The organism is Pseudomonas sp. LD120 (assembly GCF_009861525.1).
Lineage (GTDB): Bacteria > Pseudomonadota > Gammaproteobacteria > Pseudomonadales > Pseudomonadaceae > Aquipseudomonas.
In genome coordinates, this window is the sequence record NZ_WVHL01000003.1 from 425,435 (window position 1) to 445,325 (window position 19,891).

Here is a 19,891-nt window from a genome sequence, read left to right on the forward strand (position 1 = left end):
CTCGATGCTTCTGTAATTTGTTGTCGCATTGAGGAAATATCGGCTTCCAGCCTGTCGTTAGAATGCCGGTCACTCGCTCGTCGTTACCCGTGTGTGAGTCCTCTTTGGACTTTGCGGGGCGCAGCACCGCTATTGCTGTTCCACCCATTCGCATATTGGGCTGTTGCTCACTCTGCCGTTTTCGCCCTTTACCGATGGAGTTCTAAGATGAAGAAACTCGTGCTTCTTGGCGCCCTGGCACTGTCCGTGCTCTCCCTGCCGACGTTCGCCGATGAAAAGCCGCTGAAAATTGGTATCGAAGCGGCTTACCCTCCGTTTGCCTCGAAAGCGCCGGACGGCACCATCGTCGGGTTTGACTACGACATCGGCAATGCGCTGTGCGAAGAGATGAAGGTCAAGTGCGTGTGGGTCGAGCAGGAGTTCGATGGTCTGATCCCGGCGCTGAAAGTGCGCAAGATCGATGCCATCCTCTCATCCATGTCGATCACCGACGATCGCAAGAAATCCGTGGATTTCACCAACAAGTACTACAACACCCCGGCTCGTCTGGTGATGAAGGCGGGTACTCAGGTCAGCGACGGTCTTGCCGAGCTCAAGGACAAGAATATCGGCGTGCAGCGTGGCTCGATCCACGAACGTTTCGCCCGTGAGGTGCTGGCGCCTCTGGGGGCGCAGATCAAGCCTTACGGCTCGCAGAATGAAATCTACCTGGATGTGGCCGCCGGTCGCCTAGACGGCACCGTGGCCGACGCTACGCTGTTGAATGACGGGTTCTTGAAAACCGACGCAGGCAAGGGGTTCGCCTTCGTCGGACCGGCCTTCACCGACGTCAAATACTTTGGCGACGGTGTAGGAATTGCCGTGCGCAAGGGTGACAAGGCTCACCTGGACAAGATCAACGCCGCCATCGCTGCCATTCGTGAGAACGGCAAGTACAAGCAAATCCAGGACAAGTACTTCGACTTCGACATTTACGGCAAGTAATTCCGTCGAAACAGTCAGTCCGAGATGGCGCAAGCAGCAGAATCTCTGAAGTTTGCGCCATTTTTTCATCCCAATTTTCGAGGACCTGAATCATGTTGAAAGGCTACGGGGCTGTCATCCTCGATGGCGCTTGGCTGACGCTTCAGCTCGCCTTGTCGTCCATGGCCCTGGCCATTGTTCTGGGTCTGATCGGGGTCGCTTTGCGTCTCTCGCCGGTGCGCTGGCTGGCCTGGTTGGGCGATCTGTATTCGACGGTGATCCGGGGTATTCCCGATCTGGTGCTGATCCTGCTGATCTTTTACGGCGGCCAGGACCTGCTCAACCGTGTGGCGCCGATGCTGGGCTACGACGATTACATCGATCTGAATCCACTGGCCGCCGGCATCGGCACCCTGGGTTTCATTTTTGGTGCCTATTTGTCGGAAACCTTCCGTGGCGCCTTCATGGCGATCCCCAAGGGGCAGGCGGAAGCGGGAATGGCTTACGGCATGAGCAGCTTTCAGGTGTTCTTCCGGGTGATGGTGCCGCAGATGATTCGTCTGGCGATTCCCGGGTTCACCAACAACTGGCTGGTACTGACCAAGGCCACCGCGCTGATTTCGGTGGTGGGGCTGCAAGACATGATGTTCAAGGCCAAGCAGGCGGCAGACGCCACCCGCGAGCCTTTCACCTTCTTCCTCGCAGTGGCGGCCATGTACCTGGTGCTCACCAGTGTCTCGTTGCTGGCATTGCGTCAACTTGAGAAGCGCTACTCGGTAGGCGTAAGGGCGGCTGATCTATGATCTTCGACTACAACGTCATCTATGAGGCCTTGCCGCTGTATTTCAGCGGTTTGTTGACCACCCTGAAACTGCTGGCTCTGTCGCTGTTCTTTGGCTTGCTGGTGGCACTGCCCTTGGGGCTGATGCGGGTTTCCAAGCAGCCGCTGGTGAACATGAGTGCCTGGCTCTATACCTATGTGATTCGCGGCACGCCGATGCTGGTGCAGTTGTTCTTGATCTACTACGGTCTGGCCCAGTTCGAAGCGGTGCGTGAAAGCTTCCTCTGGCCGTGGCTGTCCAGCGCGACCTTCTGTGCCTGCCTGGCGTTCGCGATCAACACCAGCGCCTACACTGCCGAAATCATCGCCGGCAGCCTCAAGGCCACGCCCAATGGCGAGATCGAAGCGGCCAAAGCCATGGGGATGTCGCGCTTCAAGATGTACAAGCGCATCCTGCTGCCGTCGGCCCTGCGCCGGGCGCTGCCGCAGTACAGCAACGAAGTGATCATGATGCTGCAGACCACCAGTCTGGCGTCCATCGTGACCCTGATCGACATCACCGGCGCGGCCCGTACTGTCAATGCGCAGTATTACTTGCCGTTCGAGGCGTACATCACCGCCGGTGCTTTCTACCTGTGCCTGACTTTCATTCTGGTGCGCCTGTTCAAGCTGGCCGAAGGCCGCTGGCTGCGCTACCTGGCACCGCGGAAGCACTGATATGCAACGTATCGATCATCCATTGCCCTGGAGCCACCTGGGCAGCGAGCGCAGCATCTCGGTGTTCCGTTTCGGCAGTGGTGAACGCAAGGCCTATATCCAGGCCAGCCTTCACGCTGACGAACTGCCCGGCATGCGCACCGCCTGGGAGCTGAAAAAGCGCCTGGCCGAGCTGGAGGCCCAGGGCGCCCTCACCGGCGTTGTCGAGTTGGTGCCGGTGGCCAACCCCCTAGGCTTGGGGCAGTTGCTGCAAGGCAATCACCAAGGCCGTTTCGAGGCCGGCAGCGGCAAGAATTTCAATCGTGATTTCGTCGAGTTGAGCTCGCCCGTGGCCCAGCGCCTGGCAGGCTCCCTGGGGGATGATCCTCACGCCAACGTGCGTTTGATCCGTCAGGCCATGAGTGATGTTCTGGCGCAATTGCCGCCGGCTTCCAGTCAGTTGCAAGGCATGCAGCGGGTGCTCTTGAGTCATGCTTGTACTGCTGATGTGGTGCTGGACCTGCATTGTGATACCGAGGCGGCGCTGCATATGTACGCCTTGCCGCAACACTGGCCGCAGTGGTGCTCCCTGGCCGCGCGCCTGGATGTACGGGTCGGCCTGTTGGCCGAAGATTCTGGCGGCAGCTCGTTTGACGAAGCTTGTTCACTGCCCTGGCTACGACTGTCTCGGCAGTTTCCGGAGGCGCAGATTCCCCTGGCCTGCCTGGCAACCACCTTGGAGCTGGGAGGGCAGGCCGACACCGGGCGCCCGCAAGCCGAAGCTCATGCCGAAGGCATCCTGGCGTTTCTGGCCGAGCAAGGCCTGATTGCCGGGCAATGGCCGGCGCCAGAGCATGAGGCTTGCGAGGGCATGCCGTTTGAAGGCACCGAATTGCTGTATGCGCCGCACCCCGGCGTGGTGAGCTTTCTGCATCCGGCTGGGAGCTGGGTGGAAGTGGGCGAACCGGTTTTTGAAGTGATTGATCCTCTATCCGATCGGGTCAGTACGGTGTGTGCTGGCACCAGCGGCGTGTTGTTCGCCGTTGAGCGGCTGCGTTATGCCCAACCCGGTTTCTGGCTGGCCAAGGTGGCGGGGCGCGAAGCGCTACGTCACGGGCGCTTGCTCAACGACTGACTGTTTTTGTGAGAACCGACCGCATGTACAAACTTGAAGTCCAAGACCTGCATAAGCGCTATGGCAGTCACGAAGTGCTCAAGGGGGTCTCCCTGAAGGCTGCCGCTGGTGATGTGATCAGCATCATCGGCTCCAGTGGCTCGGGCAAAAGTACCTTTTTGCGCTGCATCAACCTGTTGGAGCAGCCCCACGCTGGCAAGATCCTGCTGAACAACGAAGAGTTGAAGCTGGTGGCCAACAAGGACGGCGCGCTGAAGGCAGCCGATCCCAAGCAGTTGCAGCGTATGCGTTCGCGCTTGTCGATGGTGTTCCAGCATTTCAACCTGTGGTCGCACATGACCGCGATTGAAAACATCATGGAGGCGCCGGTGCATGTGCTCGGCGTGTCCAAGGCCGAAGCCCGGGAGAAGGCTGAGCACTACCTGGCCAAGGTGGGCGTGGCGCATCGTAAAGACGCCTACCCGGGACACATGTCCGGTGGTGAGCAGCAGCGCGTGGCCATTGCCCGGGCCCTGGCCATGGAGCCGGAAGTCATGCTGTTCGACGAGCCGACCTCGGCCCTGGACCCGGAGCTGGTGGGGGATGTGTTGAAGGTCATGCAGGCCCTGGCTCAGGAAGGTCGGACCATGGTGGTGGTGACTCACGAGATGGGCTTTGCCCGTGAGGTGTCCAATCAGCTGGTGTTCCTGCACAAGGGCGTGGTGGAGGAGAGCGGCAACCCGCGGGAAGTGTTGGTGAACCCGCAATCAGAGCGTTTGCAACAATTCCTCTCGGGCAGTCTCAAGTAATCGCTGCCGTTATGCACCAAATTAGGTCATGCTGCGCACCGCGCGCCGGATGGTCTAACTTGGTGCTGCCGCCCTTGGCTTCTTACACTGTTTTTGTTTCGGATTGCCCGCCATGACTGCCCATCGAATTGGTTTCCTGATTTGGCCCAGCACTAAAGCCTTGACGCTGGCGCTGGCCGAGGAGGCCTTGCGTGTTGCCCAAAGGGTGCACCCAGAAGTGGTTTATGAGCTGGCGTTCCTGTTGGCCGAAGCGCCGTCCGAAGGTGCTTGGCAACTGCCGGGCGAACCCTGGGCAGGCAAGCTTGAGGGTTGTCAGAAGCTCTTCCTGCTGGCGGATGAGCCACCGGCGCCGATGAGCTCCGCGCTCAGCAGCGCCCTCAAGCAACTGGTGCGAGCCGGTTGTGTGATCGGTGGTTTGTCCGCCGGCGTCTATCCGCTGGCTCAGCTGGGTTTGCTTGACGGTTACCGGGCGGCGGTGCACTGGCGCTGGCAGGATGATTTTGCCGAGCGTTTCCCCAAGGTGATTGCCACCAGTCATCTGTTCGATTGGGATCGTGATCGTCTGACCGCTTGCGGCGGCCTATCGGTGCTGGACCTGTTGTTGGCGGTGTTGGCGCGCGATCATGGCGCGGAGCTTGCCGGCGCGGTATCCGAAGAGCTCGTGGTGGAGCGCATCCGTGAGGGCGGTGAGCGTCAGCGTATTCCGCTGCAGAACCGTCTGGGCTCCAGCCATCCGAAGCTGACTCAAGCGGTGCTGTTGATGGAAGCCAATATCGAGGAGCCGCTGACCACCGACGAAATTGCCCAGCATGTCTGTGTCTCCCGGCGTCAGTTGGAGCGGATCTTCAAGCAATACCTGAATCGGGTGCCGAGCCAGTATTACCTGGAGCTGCGTCTGAACAAGGCCCGACAGATGCTGATGCAGACCAGCAAGTCGATCATTCAGATCGGTCTGTCCTGCGGTTTTTCTTCGGGGCCGCATTTCTCCAGCGCCTATCGCAATTTCTTTGGCGCCACCCCTCGTGAAGATCGCAATCAACGACGCAGCAGCAGCCCGTTTGAACTCTCCTCTGTTCCCGCCGAGCGCGGCTGACCCCGTCCTCTAGGCGTTGGCTTGCCGGTGAATCCAGCAGGCAACCCGCTCGCCTCGCAAAATCCCGCTCGACGCCTTGTTGTCGTAATGCCGATAGCCTTTTCGAGATTTGGGTCCGCTCACGCCATAACTATCTGGGTAATTACCAGGGGCAAATTACCTGGCGAATCTGCCGCTGGCGCTGTGCGCAGTTTAAACTGCGCCTTTGCGACGCTATTTGTCGCATTGCCATAAACCCGCCTAAATCCAGGGTTGGCGCTATAAGAAGTTGTCGCTTGGCGACAAGGCCGAGCACAAAACTGTCCTTACAATCCTTCCATCGCTCGCCAGTTTCAGGCGGGTGTTCCTCTTCAGGAGACTCCGATGTCCGTTGAGCAAGCTCCGGTGCAACGCGCCGATTTCGACCAGGTGATGGTTCCCAATTACGCACCTGCGGCTTTTATTCCTGTGCGTGGCGCCGGGTCCCGTGTCTGGGATCAGTCGGGGCGGGAGCTGATCGATTTCGCCGGCGGCATCGCGGTTAACGTGTTGGGTCATGCTCATCCGGCGTTGGTGGGGGCGCTGACCGAACAGGCCAATAAGTTGTGGCATGTGTCCAACGTGTTCACCAACGAACCAGCGCTGCGCCTGGCTCACAAACTGGTCGACGCGACCTTCGCTGAGCGTGTGTTTTTCTGTAACTCCGGCGCGGAAGCCAACGAGGCCGCATTCAAGCTGGCCCGTCGTGTGGCGCATGATCGTTTCGGCACTGAGAAGTACGAGATCATCGCGGCGTTGAACAGTTTCCACGGCCGTACCCTGTTCACCGTCAACGTCGGCGGCCAATCGAAGTATTCCGATGGCTTCGGCCCGAAAATCACCGGCATCAGCCACGTGCCGTACAACGATTTGGCGGCACTAAAGGCGGCGGTTTCGGCTAAGACCTGTGCTGTGGTGCTGGAGCCGGTGCAGGGTGAGGGCGGTGTATTGCCGGCCGAGCTGGCGTATCTGCAAGGCGCCCGCGAACTGTGTGACCAGCACAACGCGCTGCTGGTGTTTGACGAAGTGCAAACCGGCATGGGCCGCAGCGGCGAGCTGTTCGCCTACCAGTATTACGGCGTGACCCCGGACATCCTCACCAGCGCCAAGAGCCTGGGCGGCGGTTTCCCGATCGCGGCGATGCTGACCACCGAAGCGCTGGCCAAGCACCTGGTGGTCGGCACCCACGGCACCACCTATGGCGGCAACCCGCTGGCGTGTGCCGTGGCCGAGGCGGTGGTCGATGTGATCAACACCCCGCAAGTGCTCAATGGCGTGAAAGCCAAGCACGACCGTTTCAAGACCCGTCTGTTGCAGATCGGTGAGAAGTACGGCCTGTTCACTGAGGTTCGTGGCCTGGGCCTGCTGCTCGGTTGTGTGCTCAGTGAGGCCTGGAAAGGCAAGGCCAAGGACGTGTTCAATGCGGCCGAGAAAGAAGGCCTGATGATTCTGCAAGCCGGCCCGGACGTGGTGCGTTTCGCCCCGAGCTTGGTGGTTGAGGACGCGGACATCGACGAAGGTCTGAACCGCTTCGAGCGCGCGGTGGCAAAACTGACTCAAGCCTGATCCAGGCGGCGGTACTTCTCGGCGTCAGCTCCGTGTTGGCTGGCGTCGAGCCTAATTCCTGTGCCGGGCTGTCCCGGCATTTTTTTCCCTGAGTCGGACGCTTTCCGACCTGTTTTAGAGTAAGGAGTGACACCATGCTGGTGATGCGCCCCGCGCAAATGGCTGATCTGGGCGAGGTACAGCGTCTGGCTGCAGACAGCCCGATTGGTGTCACCTCCTTGCCGGATGATGTGGAACGCCTGCGCGACAAGATCGCCGCCAGCGAGGCCTCGTTCGCTGCTGAGGTGAGTTTCAACGGCGAAGAGAGTTACTTCTTCGTCCTGGAAGACACCGACAGCGCCAAGCTGGTGGGCTGTTCGGCCATTGTCGCGTCAGCCGGCTATTCCGAGCCGTTCTATAGCTTTCGTAATGAAACCTTCGTCCACGCGTCCCGCGAGCTGAAGATCCACAACAAGATTCACGTCTTGTCCCAGTGCCATGACCTGACCGGCAACAGCCTGTTGACCAGTTTCTATGTGGTTCCAGAGTTGGTGGGGTCGGCCTGGTCGGAGCTTAACTCTCGGGGGCGCCTGCTGTTTGTTGCTGGCCATCCGGAGCGGTTTGCCGATTCGGTGGTGACCGAGATCGTCGGCTACAGCGATGAACACGGTGATTCGCCGTTCTGGGATGCCATCGGGCGCAACTTCTTCGACCTCAATTACGCCGAAGCCGAGCGTCTGTGCGGCCTGAAGAGCCGGACCTTCCTCGCCGAACTGATGCCGCACTACCCGATCTACGTACCGCTGCTGCCGGACGCCGCCCAGGAAGCCATGGGCCAGGTGCATCCGCGGGCGCAGATCACCTTCGACATCCTGATGCGCGAAGGCTTTGAAACCGATCACTACATCGACATTTTTGACGGTGGTCCAACCTTGCATGCACGGGTTTCGGGAATTCGTTCCATTGCCCAAAGTCGTGTGGTACCGGTGAAAATCGGCGAGGCGCTCAAGAGCGGCGGTCGTCAATACTTGGTGTCCAACGGCCAGTTGCAGGATTACCGCGCGGTGCTGCTGGAGCTGGATTATGCCCCGGGCAAACCGGTGATCCTGGACCTGCAAGCAGCCGAAGCCCTGGGCGTCGGCGAAGGTGCCAGCGTGCGCCTGGTGGCGGTTTAACCCCTGCTTTCACGACCTGGAAAGCATGCCTAGAAAGCAGCGAGTTTCGCGCAGGCCGCCAGCGGCTTGTGTTTGAGGAGATAGCATGATCGTTCGTCCCGTACGCAGCAGCGATTTACCCGCGCTGATCGACCTGGCCCGCAGCACCGGCACCGGCCTCACCACCTTGCCGGCTAACGAAGAGCGCCTGACCCATCGGGTTGGCTGGGCGGAAAAGACCTTTCGTGGTGAAGCCGAGCGCGGCGACGCGGACTACCTGTTCGTGCTGGAGGACGACAACGGCCGAGTGGTGGGGATTTCCGCCATTGCCGGCGCTGTCGGCTTGCGTGAGCCCTGGTACAACTTCCGGGTCGGCCTCACGGTCAGCGCTTCCCAGGAGCTGAATATCTACCGCGAGATCCCCACGCTGTTTTTGGCCAACGACCTGACTGGCAACTCTGAGCTGTGCTCGCTGTTCCTGCACGCCGATTACCGTAACGGCCTCAACGGCCGCATGCTGGCCAAGGCGCGGATGCTGTTCATTGCCGAGTTCCCGCAATTGTTCGGTAACAAGATCATTGCCGAGATGCGCGGCATGTCCGACGAGAATGGCCGTTCGCCGTTCTGGGAAAGCCTGGGCCGGCACTTCTTCAAGATGGAGTTCAGCCAGGCGGACTACCTGACTGGGGTCGGCAACAAGGCATTTATCGCCGAGCTGATGCCCAAGTTTCCGCTGTACACCTGCTTTCTCTCCGAAGATGCGCGCAACGTGATCGGCAAGGTTCACACCGACACCGAACCGGCCCTGGCCATGCTCAAGAGCGAAGGCTTCAGCTATCAGGGCTACGTCGATATTTTCGACGCGGGCCCGGCGGTGGAGTGCGAGACCAGCAAGATTCGCGCGGTGCGTGACAGCCAGGCGCTGGTGCTGGCCATCGGTACTCCAGGTGACGACGCCACGCCGTTCCTCATCCACAACCGCAAGCGCGAGGACTGCCGCATCACCGCGGCGCCGGGCCGCTTCGCCGCGGGCACCCTGGTGGTCGATCCGTTGACCGCCAAGCGCCTGCAACTCAACGCCGGCGACCAGGTCCGCGCGGTTCCGCTGTCTGCTTCTCGGGAGTCGAAATAATGAGCACGCTGTACATCGCAGGCCAATGGCTGGCTGGCCAGGGCGAAGCCTTCACCTCGGTCAATCCGGTGACCCAGGCGGTTATCTGGTCCGGTAACGGTGCCACTGCCGCGCAGGTCGAAAGCGCCGTGCAGGCCGCCCGCCAGGCGTTTCCGGGCTGGGCCAAGCGTTCCCTAGAGGAGCGTATTGCCGTGCTCGAAGCCTTTGCCGCTGCGCTCAAGGCGCGTGCCGATGAACTGGCCCGCTGCATCGGTGAGGAAACCGGCAAGCCGTTGTGGGAAGCCGCCACCGAAGTCACCAGCATGGTCAACAAGATTGCCATCTCGGTGCAGAGCTACCGCGAGCGTACCGGCGAGAAGAGCGGCCCCTTGGGTGACGCCACCGCCGTGCTGCGACACAAGCCTCACGGCGTGGTGGCGGTGTTTGGTCCTTACAACTTCCCTGGGCACTTGCCTAATGGGCATATCGTTCCTGCGCTGCTGGCCGGTAACAGTGTGCTGTTCAAACCCAGCGAGCTGACGCCGAAAGTCGCCGAGCTGACGGTGCAGTGCTGGATCGAAGCCGGCTTGCCGGCAGGCGTCCTCAACCTGCTGCAAGGCGCCCGGGAAACCGGTATCGCCCTGGCCGCCAATCCGGGTATCGATGGCTTGTTCTTCACCGGTTCCAGCCATACCGGCAATCATCTGCACCAGCAATTTGCCGGACGTCCGGACAAGATCCTGGCCCTGGAAATGGGCGGCAACAACCCACTGGTGGTGGATCAGGTCGCTGATTTGGACGCCGCGGTGTACACCATCATTCAGTCGGCCTTCATCTCGGCCGGCCAGCGTTGCACCTGCGCCCGTCGCCTGCTGGTGCCGCAAGGCACCTGGGGTGATGGGTTGCTGGCGCGCCTGGTGGCGGTCAGCGCGGGCATCGATGTCGGTGCCTATGACCAGCAGCCCGCGCCATTCATGGGTTCGGTGATTTCCCTGGGCGCTGCTCACGCGCTGCTGGAGGCGCAACGGCAACTGGTTTCCAATGGCGCCGTGGCCTTGCTGGAAATGACCCAGCCCCAGGCTCAGGCCGCGTTGCTGACGCCGGGAATTCTGGACGTTACGGCAGTGGCTGAGCGTCCCGATGAAGAGCTGTTCGGGCCGTTGCTGCAAGTGATCCGCTACGCTGATTTCGATGCAGCGATCGCCGAGGCCAACAACACTCAGTACGGCCTGGCTGCGGGGCTGTTGTCGGATTCCGCCGAGCGCTACCAGCAGTTCTGGCTGGAAAGCCGGGCAGGTATCGTCAACTGGAACAAGCAGTTGACCGGTGCCGCCAGCAGCGCACCGTTCGGTGGCGTGGGCGCTTCGGGCAACCACCGGGCCAGCGCCTATTACGCGGCGGATTACTGCGCGTACCCGGTGGCGTCCCTGGAAACCCCGAGCCTGGTGCTGCCGAGCGCGCTGACGCCGGGTGTGCGCCTGGGGTAATAGCCTTGCGTAGAGGCTTGCGGGAAGGTCCTGTGGGCCTTGTCGCAGCCTTCGGCAGCAGCTACGCCGAGCAGCAGCGGCCCTGCAGCCGCGTCCATGGACGCTGACGGCCTCAAGACATGTATAGAACCGATGCCTATAACAACAGATTCGTGGAGCCTCGCTGATGAAATCCTATGAAGTCAATTTTGACGGGCTAGTGGGGCCGACCCATAACTACGGCGGTTTGTCCTACGGCAATGTCGCCTCCCAGAGCAACAGCCAGCAGGGTTCCAACCCCAAGGAAGCGGCGCTGCAAGGCCTGGCGAAAATGAAAGCACTGATGGAAATGGGCTTTCAGCAAGGCGTGCTCGCTCCGCAAGAGCGCCCTGACGTTGCGGCGCTGCGTAACCTGGGTTTTGCCGGGACCGACGCGCAAGTGATTCAGCAAGCGGCCCAGCAGGCCATGCCGTTGTTGGTGGCCAGTTGCTCTGCGTCGAGCATGTGGGTTGCCAATGCCGCAACGGTAAGCCCGAGCGCCGACACCGCTGACGGTCGCGTGCATTTCACTGCCGCCAACCTCAACTGCAAATACCACCGCAGCATCGAGCACCCGACCACCAGCCGTGTGCTGGGGGCGATGTTCGCTGACCAGAAACACTTCGCCCACCACGCGGCCTTGCCGGCGGTGGCGCAGTTCGGCGATGAAGGCGCGGCCAACCACACGCGTTTCTGCCGTGACTACGGCGAGGCCGGTGTCGAGTTCTTCGTGTTCGGTCGCAGCGCGTTCGATACCCGCTACCCGGCGCCGCAGAAATACCCGGCGCGCCAGACGCTGGAAGCCTCGCAAGCCGTGGCTCGTCTGCATGGTCTGAGCGACGAGGGTGTGGTTTATGCCCAGCAGAATCCATCGGTGATCGATCAAGGCGTGTTCCACAACGATGTGATTGCGGTGGGCAATGGCGAGGTGCTGTTCTATCACGAGGATGCCTTCCTCGAAACCGAGAGGATGCTCGCTGAACTGCAGGCCAAGCTGGGCAAGCGTGGCGGCCGCTTCCAGTCGATCTGCGTGCCGCGCGCACAGGTGACAGTAGACGATGCTGTGCGTTCCTATCTGTTCAACAGCCAGTTGCTGTCCCGCGCCGATGGTTCGATGCTGCTGATCGTGCCGGAAGAGTGCCGCGGCAACGAGCGCGTCTGGCAGTACCTGCAAAGCCTCACCAGCTCCGGCGGGCTGATCCGTGAAGTGAAGGTCTTCGATCTCAAGCAGAGCATGCAGAACGGCGGTGGCCCGGCGTGCCTGCGCCTGCGCGTGGCCCTCAATGAAACTGAGCTGGCGGCGGTCAATCCTGGGGTTATCATGACCGCGCCGTTGTACGACACCCTGGCCCAATGGGTCGGCAAGCACTACCGCGACCGCCTCCGCGAAAGCGATCTGGCGGACCCGCAGCTGTTGCTTGAATGCCGGACGGCACTGGATGAACTGACGCAAATCCTTAAACTGGGCGCGGTTTATCCCTTCCAGATCAATTGAAAGCCCGCGCCCGTCTCATACCACCGGGCGCGCCGCTTCACCCCAAATGAGAACGATCCCCCATGAGCGATACCCTGCAACTGATCCTTGAAGACACCGACGGCACTCAACTGCAAACCTCCTGCACCCGCTTTGCGGTGCTGTGGCAGGGCAAGGAAGTGTGGATTCAACAGGACGGCCGTGGCCAGTTGCTGATCGGCGTGGACGTGGAGGAGGGGGATGCCGAATACGCCAGCCTGCTGCTGCGCCCGTTGGCCACCAACTTGGTCAGCCTGCAACTGGAAATGGAACCGGCCGAGGCCGGTGATGACGATCACGTGCATGGCCCGGACTGCGGTCACGCTCACTAAGGAAGCCGCGTTATGCTCGCCCTCGGCAAACTGCTTGAACTGACCCTCGCCGGCCGCGAACCGGCGGAGAAGACTCAACTGACTGTCGACGGCGTGCGCATGCGTTGGCTTGGCGAGGGCGCCCTGGAAGTCCGGGCACCCGAAGCCCGCGACAACGGTCTGGACCTGCTGCTGTCCGCGGGTATCCACGGCAATGAGACGGCTCCGATCGAGCTGCTCGACCGTCTGTTGCACGACATTGCCCGAGGCGACTTGAAGCCCCGCGCACGTATTCTATTTCTGTTCGGCAACCCCGAGGCCATGCGCCGTGGCGAGCGTTTTGTCGAGCAGGACGTCAACCGGCTATTCAATGGCCGTCACCAAATGAGCAGCGGCGTGGAGGCCCTTCGGGCCTGTGAACTGGAACGTCTGGCGGCGAGCTTTTTCAGCCTGCCGCAGCGCGAGCGCTTGCACTACGACCTGCACACGGCAATCCGTGGCTCGAAGATCGAGCAGTTCGCCCTGTATCCATGGAAGGACGGGCGCCAGCATTCGCGCCGTCAATTGACTCGCCTGCGGGCTGCCGGCATGGAAGCGGTATTGCTGCAGAACAAGCCCTCCATTGTCTTCAGTGCTTACACCTACGATCAGTTGGGAGCTGAGTCTTTCACTCTGGAGCTGGGGAAGGCGCGGCCCTTCGGGCAGAACCAGGGGGTTAACGTCGAGCGCTTGGAAGCCCGCCTCAAACACATCATCGAAGGTACTGAGCCGGCTGCCGAAGAGGACGGTCTCGATGGTCTTAAACTGTTCAGTGTGGCCCGGGAAATCATCAAGCACAGCGACAGTTTCCAGTTGCACCTGCCGGCGGACGTGGAGAACTTTTCCGAGCTGGACGTGGGTTACCTGTTAGCCGATGACATCGCCCAGACCCGTTGGGTCATTGAAGAGCAAGGTGCACGAATCATCTTCCCCAACCCCAAGGTGAAGAATGGTCTGCGTGCGGGGATTTTGATTGTGCCGGCCACGGCGGACGGCCTGGCCTGAGGTTCGCCGCCGAGCCGGGCCCGTGGGTATCGGCTTGGCGGCGATGCGGCTAACGCTTAAACCGCGACCGCGCGCTGCTCGTTGCGGCGCAGAGCATGCACTTTCTGCAGGGTGTCGGCGCAGGTTCTTGCCGCTTCCTGACCTTTGTGCACGAAGTGCTCGAAGAAAAACTTCTGATGTTCTTCGCCCGCATGGAAATGATGCGGGGTCAGCACCACGGAGAACACCGGCACTTCGGTTTCCAACTGCACTTGCATCAGACCGCTGATCACCGATTGGGCGACGAATTCGTGGCGGTAGATGCCACCGTCCACCACTAGGCCCGCGGCGACGATCCCGGCATAGCGTCCGGACTTTGCCAGCAGTTTGGCGTGCAGTGGGATTTCAAAGGCGCCGCCGACTTCGAAGAAGTCGATATCGGATTCCTGATAGCCCTGGGCGAGCATTTGCGCGACGAAGCCCAGGCGGCTCTGATCGACGATTTCCTTATGCCAGCAGGCCTGGATAAACGCGACGCGCTCGTTGGGATGGTGTTTGCTTTGGCTATCGATTGCGGTGGGTTGCATCAGTTCTGACTCCTGTTTGTGTAAAAAACAGGGCGTATATGGATCGAATGGGATTTAAGGGGCGCGCAGAACCGTCGTGGATTTCCCACGAACGGCCCGATAGTGGCCCTTGGCTGCCAATCCCGTTCTCTCTTCATCCGGACTATGACCGTCGGCCCCGGAATCACACCGGGTCTGCTGACCTTGTCGTCACCTGCGTACTTGTCACAGAGTCGCCAAGCGCTCGCGGGCTATGCGCGTTGCGCGCAATTACCGCCGGTGGGGAATTACACCCCGCCCTGAGAACGTTTGCCCGTGGATTTTCCGCGGGCGGTGAGTTTTTAACACAGATCCGTCGCGCGCGCATTGCGCCTTTTTGATCATTCTCATCCGGGTTTCCTCCTCTGGTTCAGCATTTTCTACAGTTATTGCTTGATTAATCAGGTAGGTGACCGCAGTAATTCCCCTGGAAAGCAAACTCCCCCGTTTAAAGCCGACCCAGTGGGTCCCACAGTCGAGGCCAGATGTGATGAGCGTGATTGATCTTCGTAGTGACACCGTGACCCAACCGACCCCGGGCATGCTCGACGCCATGGCCAGTGCCCCAACCGGTGACGATGTGTACGGTGAAGACCCGACGGTCAATCGCTTGGAAACCGAGTTGGCGCGCAGGCTTGGCTTTGCCGCAGCGCTGTTTGTGCCCTCCGGCACCATGAGTAACCTGCTGGCGTTGATGGCGCACTGCGAGCGCGGCGATGAGTACATCGTCGGGCAGCAAGCTCACACCTATAAATATGAAGGCGGTGGTGCTGCAGTGCTGGGCTCGATCCAGCCCCAGCCACTGGAGTTTCAGGCAGACGGCTCGCTGGACTTGGCCCAGGTGGAGGCAGCGATCAAGCCCGATGACTTTCATTTTGCCCGCACCCGCCTGCTGGCGCTGGAAAACACCATGCAGGGCAAGGTACTGCCCTTGTCGTATCTGGCCCAGGCTCGGGCTTTTAGTCGTGAGCACGGCTTGGCGCTGCATCTGGACGGTGCACGCTTGTATAACGCGGCGGTGAAATTGGGGGTGGATGCCCGACTGATCAGTGAGCATTTCGACTCGGTGTCGGTGTGCCTGTCCAAGGGGCTCGGCGCACCGGTGGGCTCGGTGTTGTGCGGCTCGGTGGCGCTGATCGGCAAGGCCCGGCGCTTGCGTAAGATGGTCGGTGGCGGCATGCGCCAGGCCGGCGGATTGGCGGCAGCCGGTCTGTATGCGTTGGATCATCAGGTGCAGCGTCTGGCGGACGACCATGCCAATGCGCAGTTGCTGGCACGAGGGCTGAGTGAGGCGGGCTACTGTGTCGAGCCCGTGCAAACCAATATGGTGTACGTGCACATGGGCGATCGCGCCGAGGCCATCAAGGCCTTTGCTGCGCAGCGAGGCATCAAGCTCAGCGCCGCGCCACGACTGCGTCTGGTCACCCATCTGGACGTGAATGCCGGGCAAATCGAACAAGTGGTCGACACTTTTGTCGCGTTTTCCCGTAACTGACAGTGTTCCTCGTCCAATTGACTGTTTGTATCGTACAAACACACTGTACCTAGTGATCAACGCCGATATAATGCGGCCCTTTGCCGTCGTTTCGTCTGTTGACGTTGCGCACAGGCCTTTGGCCGCAGTCTCCGTGGAAGAACCTAATGAAAAGCGCAGAAATCCGTGAAGCCTTCCTTCGCTTCTTCGAAGAGCAAGGCCACACCCGTGTAGCCTCCAGCTCTTTGATCCCAGGCAACGACCCAACCTTGCTGTTCACCAACGCGGGGATGAACCAGTTCAAGGACTGCTTCCTGGGCCAGGAAAAGCGCGCTTATACCCGCGCGGTCAGCAGCCAGAAGTGCGTCCGCGCCGGTGGCAAGCACAACGACCTGGAAAACGTCGGTTATACCGCTCGTCACCACACCTTCTTCGAAATGCTGGGCAACTTCAGCTTCGGTGACTACTTCAAGCGTGACGCCATCACCTTCGCCTGGACCTTCCTGACCTCCGACAAGTGGCTGAACCTGCCAAAGGAAAAGCTCTGGGTCACGGTTTACGCCAGCGACGACGAAGCCTACGACATCTGGACCAAGGAAGTCGGCGTGCCGGCCGAGCGCATGGTGCGCATTGGCGATAACAAAGGCGCGCCTTACGCTTCCGACAACTTCTGGACCATGGGTGATACCGGCCCGTGCGGTCCTTGCACCGAGATTTTCTACGATCACGGTGCCGACATCTGGGGCGGTCCACCCGGTTCGCCGGAAGAGGACGGTGACCGTTACATCGAAATCTGGAACAACGTATTCATGCAGTTCAACCGCACCGCCGATGGCGTGTTGCACCCGCTGCCTGCGCCGTCGGTGGATACCGGCATGGGCCTGGAGCGGATCAGTGCCGTGCTGCAGCATGTGCACTCGAACTATGAAATCGACCTGTTCCAAAGCCTGCTGGACGCGTCGGCCAAGGCCATCGGTTGCACCAACGATGCCCAGGCATCGCTGAAAGTGGTGGCTGACCACATCCGCTCCTGCGGTTTCCTGATCGCCGATGGCGTGCTGCCATCCAACGAAGGCCGTGGTTACGTGCTGCGCCGGATCATTCGTCGCGCTTGCCGTCATGGCAACAAGCTGGGCGCCAAGGGCAGCTTCTTCTATCAGATCGTTGCTGCTCTGGTGGCCGAGATGGGTGAAGCTTTCCCTGAGCTGAAATCCCAGCAGGCGCATATCGAGCGGGTGCTCAAGGCCGAAGAAGAACAGTTCGCCAAGACCCTGGAGCAGGGCCTGAAGATCCTCGAGCAGGACCTGGCCGAGCTCAAAGGCACCGTGGTGCCGGGCGATGTGGTGTTCAAGCTGTACGACACTTACGGCTTCCCCATGGACCTGACCGGCGACATTGCCCGCGAACGCAGCCTGACCCTCGACGAGGAAGGTTTTGAGCGCGAGATGGAAGCCCAGCGCGTGCGCGCTCGTTCCGCCAGCTCCTTCGGCATGGACTACAACAGCCTGGTCAAGGTCGATGTGGCCACCGAGTTCACCGGTTACCAGGCCACCAGCGGTGCGGCCAAAGTGGTTGCGCTCTATAAGGAAGGGCAGTCGGTCGACGTATTGAGCGAGGGCGAAGAGGGCGTGGTGGTGCTTGACCAGACGCCGTTCTACGCTGAGTCCGGCGGTCAGATCGGTGATTGCGGTTATCTGCAGGCCGGCAGTGCGCGTTTTGATGTGCGCGACACCACCAAGACCGGTGGCGCGTTCCTGCATCACGGCGTGCTGGCCAAGGGCAGCCTGATCGTGGGCGCTCCGGTTGAAACCCAGGTCGACGCCGACGTGCGTCACGCCACTTCGCTGAACCACTCGGCCACCCACTTGCTGCACGCTGCCCTGCGCCAGGTACTGGGCGAGCACGTGCAGCAGAAGGGGTCGCTGGTGGACAGTCAGCGTCTGCGTTTTGACTTCAGTCACTTCGAAGCGATCAAGCCTGAGCAAATCAAGGCGCTGGAAGACATCGTCAACGCCGAGATTCGTAAGAATACGGCTGTGGAAACCGAAGAAACCGACATCGATACCGCCAAGAAGAAGGGCGCCATGGCGCTATTCGGCGAGAAGTACGGCGACAGTGTGCGCGTGCTGAGCATGGGCGGCGATTTCTCGGTGGAACTGTGCGGTGGTATCCACGCCAACCGTACCGGCGACATTGGCCTGCTGAAAATCACCAGTGAGGGCGGTGTGGCTGCCGGTGTGCGGCGTATCGAAGCGCTCACCGGTGCCGCGGCCCTGGCGTACCTGAACGCAGCGGAAGAACAACTCAAGGAAGCGGCGACCCTGGTCAAGGGCAGTCGTGACAATCTGATCGACAAGCTGTCGGTGGTGCTGGAGCGCAATCGTCTGCTGGAGAAGCAGCTTGAGCAGTTGCAGGCCAAGGCCGCCAGCGCGGCCGGTGATGATTTGTCGGCTCAGGCGGCAGACATCAAAGGCGTGAAAGTACTGGCCGCGCGTCTCGACGGCCAGGACGGCAAAGCGCTGCTGGCGCTAGTGGATCAGTTGAAAAACAAACTCGGCCGCGCAGTGATCCTGCTCGGCAGTGTCCATGAGGAAAAGGTCGTACTGGTTGCCGGTGTAACCAAAGACCTGACTGGCCAACTCAAAGCCGGTGATTTGATGAAGCAAGCCGCTGCGGCAGTGGGCGGGAAGGGCGGTGGTCGTCCAGACATGGCTCAGGGCGGCGGCGTTGATGCGGCTGCGCTGGATGCCGCACTGGCCCTGACCGTACCATTTGTCGAACAGGGTATTTAAGGCGCCGAGCCGGTCTCGTCGTCTAGTGGCGGGGCCTTGCGCTGTGCAGTTTGATTGATTAACGGGCGCCCCTTTACGGGCTGAGGCGGCTTAGAAAATGGCTTTGATCGTACAGAAATTTGGAGGCACGTCGGTCGGCTCTGTCGAGCGGATCGAGCAGGTCGCCGACAAGGTGAAGAAGTTCCGCGAAGCCGGCGATGATCTGGTGATTGTGTTGTCGGCGATGAGTGGCGAGACCAACCGCCTGATCGAACTGGCCAAGCAGATCAGTGGTGAAGCCAAACCGGTTCCCCGGGAGCTGGATGTGATTGTGTCCACCGGTGAGCAAGTGACCATTGCACTGTTGGCCATGGCGCTGATCAAACGCGGTGTTCCGGCAGTGTCTTACACCGGTAATCAGGTACGAATTCTGACCGATAGTGCTCACAATAAAGCGCGAATCCTGCAGATTGATGATCAGAAAATTCGTGGCGATTTGAAGGCTGGTCGTGTGGTTGTGGTCGCCGGTTTCCAGGGCGTTGACGAGCACGGCAACATCACCACGTTGGGGCGCGGCGGCTCCGATACCACTGGCGTTGCGCTGGCGGCAGCCCTGAAGGCTGACGAGTGTCAGATCTACACCGACGTTGATGGCGTCTACACCACCGATCCGCGCGTGGTACCCAGGGCTCAACGCCTGGACAAGATCACCTTTGAAGAGATGCTGGAAATGGCCAGTCTCGGTTCCAAGGTGTTGCAGATCCGTGCGGTCGAGTTTGCTGGCAAGTACAACGTTCCGCTGCGCGTGTTGCACAGCTTTCAGGAGGGTCCGGGCACCCTCATTACTATTGATGAAGAGGAATCCATGGAACAGCCGATCATTTCCGGCATCGCTTTTAATCGCGATGAAGCCAAGCTGACTATCCGTGGCGTGCCAGACAATCCTGGCGTGGCCTTCAAGATTCTTGGCCCGATCAGTGCGGCGAACATTGAGGTCGACATGATCGTGCAGAACGTTTCGCACGATAACACCACCGACTTCACCTTCACCGTGCATCGCAATGACTACCTGGCGGCCCAGACCGTGCTGGAAAACACTGCGCGTGCAATTGGCGCTCGTGAAGTTGTCGGCGACACCGACATTGCCAAGGTCTCGATCGTGGGTGTCGGCATGCGCTCCCATGCGGGCGTGGCTAGCCGTATGTTCGAAGCCCTGGCGAAAGAAAGCATCAATATCCAGATGATCTCTACATCCGAGATCAAGGTTTCGGTGGTGATCGAAGAGAAGTACCTGGAGTTGGCTGTGCGTGCACTGCACACCGCTTTTGAACTCGACGCTCCAGCCCGACAGGGAGAGTGATTCAGGTTCGACAGGGGCGCGGGCTGACCGCGCCCTTTGTGTTTT

At 60.6% G+C, this 19,891-nt stretch carries 17 protein-coding genes and 1 riboswitch; of the genes, 16 read left to right on the top strand and 1 reads right to left on the bottom strand.

Going from position 1 to position 19,891, the window contains the following annotated elements:
• Positions 1–207: 207 nt before the first annotated feature.
• The 13 genes from PLD_RS08185 to astE all read left to right on the top strand — a co-directional run bounded on the left by PLD_RS08185 (position 208) and on the right by astE (position 13,657).
• Complete coding sequence (locus PLD_RS08185; protein ID WP_159891569.1) at positions 208–984, top strand: ABC transporter substrate-binding protein; 777 nt, start codon at positions 208–210, stop codon at positions 982–984.
• A gap of 92 nt (positions 985–1,076) precedes the next feature.
• On the top strand, positions 1,077–1,766 hold the full coding sequence (locus PLD_RS08190; RefSeq protein ID WP_159891571.1) for an ABC transporter permease: 690 nt from the start codon (positions 1,077–1,079) through the stop codon (positions 1,764–1,766).
• Complete coding sequence (locus PLD_RS08195) at positions 1,763–2,461, top strand: ABC transporter permease (RefSeq protein ID WP_159891573.1); 699 nt, start codon at positions 1,763–1,765, stop codon at positions 2,459–2,461. The genes PLD_RS08190 and PLD_RS08195 overlap by 4 nt, the downstream gene beginning before the upstream one ends.
• A 1-nt stretch (position 2,462) precedes the next feature.
• Positions 2,463–3,575: a succinylglutamate desuccinylase/aspartoacylase family protein gene (locus PLD_RS08200; protein WP_159891575.1), complete on the top strand. Its 1,113-nt coding sequence runs from the start codon at positions 2,463–2,465 to the stop codon at positions 3,573–3,575.
• Positions 3,576–3,598: 23 nt separating this feature from the next.
• The gene (locus PLD_RS08205) at positions 3,599–4,363 is read left to right on the top strand and encodes an ABC transporter ATP-binding protein (RefSeq protein ID WP_011062773.1); all 765 of its coding nucleotides are present in this window, start codon (positions 3,599–3,601) and stop codon (positions 4,361–4,363) included.
• A gap of 112 nt (positions 4,364–4,475) precedes the next feature.
• A complete protein-coding gene (gene argR, locus PLD_RS08210; RefSeq protein ID WP_159891577.1) occupies positions 4,476–5,456 on the top strand; it encodes a transcriptional regulator ArgR in 981 nt (326 codons plus the stop codon).
• 363 nt (positions 5,457–5,819) lie between these two features.
• On the top strand, positions 5,820–7,040 hold the full coding sequence (locus PLD_RS08215) for an aspartate aminotransferase family protein (protein ID WP_159891579.1): 1,221 nt from the start codon (positions 5,820–5,822) through the stop codon (positions 7,038–7,040).
• A gap of 134 nt (positions 7,041–7,174) precedes the next feature.
• Entirely contained in the window at positions 7,175–8,194 is a 1,020-nt protein-coding gene (aruF, locus tag PLD_RS08220) for an arginine/ornithine succinyltransferase subunit alpha (protein ID WP_159891581.1), read from the top strand.
• Between the two features lie 85 nt (positions 8,195–8,279).
• Positions 8,280–9,305: an arginine N-succinyltransferase gene (gene astA, locus PLD_RS08225; protein ID WP_159891583.1), complete on the top strand. Its 1,026-nt coding sequence runs from the start codon at positions 8,280–8,282 to the stop codon at positions 9,303–9,305.
• Complete coding sequence (gene astD / locus PLD_RS08230; protein ID WP_178116161.1) at positions 9,302–10,771, top strand: succinylglutamate-semialdehyde dehydrogenase; 1,470 nt, start codon at positions 9,302–9,304, stop codon at positions 10,769–10,771. Before astA ends, astD begins: the two co-directional genes overlap by 4 nt.
• A 166-nt stretch (positions 10,772–10,937) precedes the next feature.
• Complete coding sequence (gene astB, locus PLD_RS08235; RefSeq protein WP_159891587.1) at positions 10,938–12,284, top strand: N-succinylarginine dihydrolase; 1,347 nt, start codon at positions 10,938–10,940, stop codon at positions 12,282–12,284.
• Between the two features lie 62 nt (positions 12,285–12,346).
• The gene (locus PLD_RS08240; protein ID WP_159891589.1) at positions 12,347–12,634 is read left to right on the top strand and encodes a topoisomerase II; all 288 of its coding nucleotides are present in this window, start codon (positions 12,347–12,349) and stop codon (positions 12,632–12,634) included.
• Positions 12,635–12,646: 12 nt separating this feature from the next.
• The gene (gene astE / locus PLD_RS08245; protein WP_159891591.1) at positions 12,647–13,657 is read left to right on the top strand and encodes a succinylglutamate desuccinylase; all 1,011 of its coding nucleotides are present in this window, start codon (positions 12,647–12,649) and stop codon (positions 13,655–13,657) included.
• Between the two features lie 56 nt (positions 13,658–13,713).
• Here astE and PLD_RS08250 read toward each other — a convergent pair whose 3' ends face one another.
• On the bottom strand, positions 13,714–14,223 hold the full coding sequence (locus PLD_RS08250; protein WP_159891593.1) for a 6,7-dimethyl-8-ribityllumazine synthase: 510 nt from the start codon (positions 14,221–14,223) through the stop codon (positions 13,714–13,716).
• Between the two features lie 120 nt (positions 14,224–14,343).
• A riboswitch (FMN riboswitch) is annotated at positions 14,344–14,513 on the bottom strand.
• A 218-nt stretch (positions 14,514–14,731) separates the two neighbouring features.
• Between PLD_RS08250 and ltaE the strand changes: the two genes are divergently transcribed.
• The 3 genes from ltaE (at position 14,732) to PLD_RS08265 (ending at position 19,846) form a co-directional block, all read left to right on the top strand.
• Positions 14,732–15,736 carry a low-specificity L-threonine aldolase gene (ltaE, locus tag PLD_RS08255; RefSeq protein ID WP_159891595.1) on the top strand — a complete coding sequence of 335 codons (1,005 nt, stop codon included), beginning with the start codon at positions 14,732–14,734 and terminating at the stop codon, positions 15,734–15,736.
• A 146-nt stretch (positions 15,737–15,882) separates the two neighbouring features.
• A complete protein-coding gene (gene alaS, locus PLD_RS08260; protein ID WP_159891597.1) occupies positions 15,883–18,507 on the top strand; it encodes an alanine--tRNA ligase in 2,625 nt (874 codons plus the stop codon).
• Positions 18,508–18,604: 97 nt separating this feature from the next.
• Positions 18,605–19,846, top strand: a complete 1,242-nt coding sequence (locus PLD_RS08265; protein WP_159891599.1) for an aspartate kinase — start codon at positions 18,605–18,607, stop codon at positions 19,844–19,846.
• Positions 19,847–19,891 lie beyond the last annotated feature (45 nt).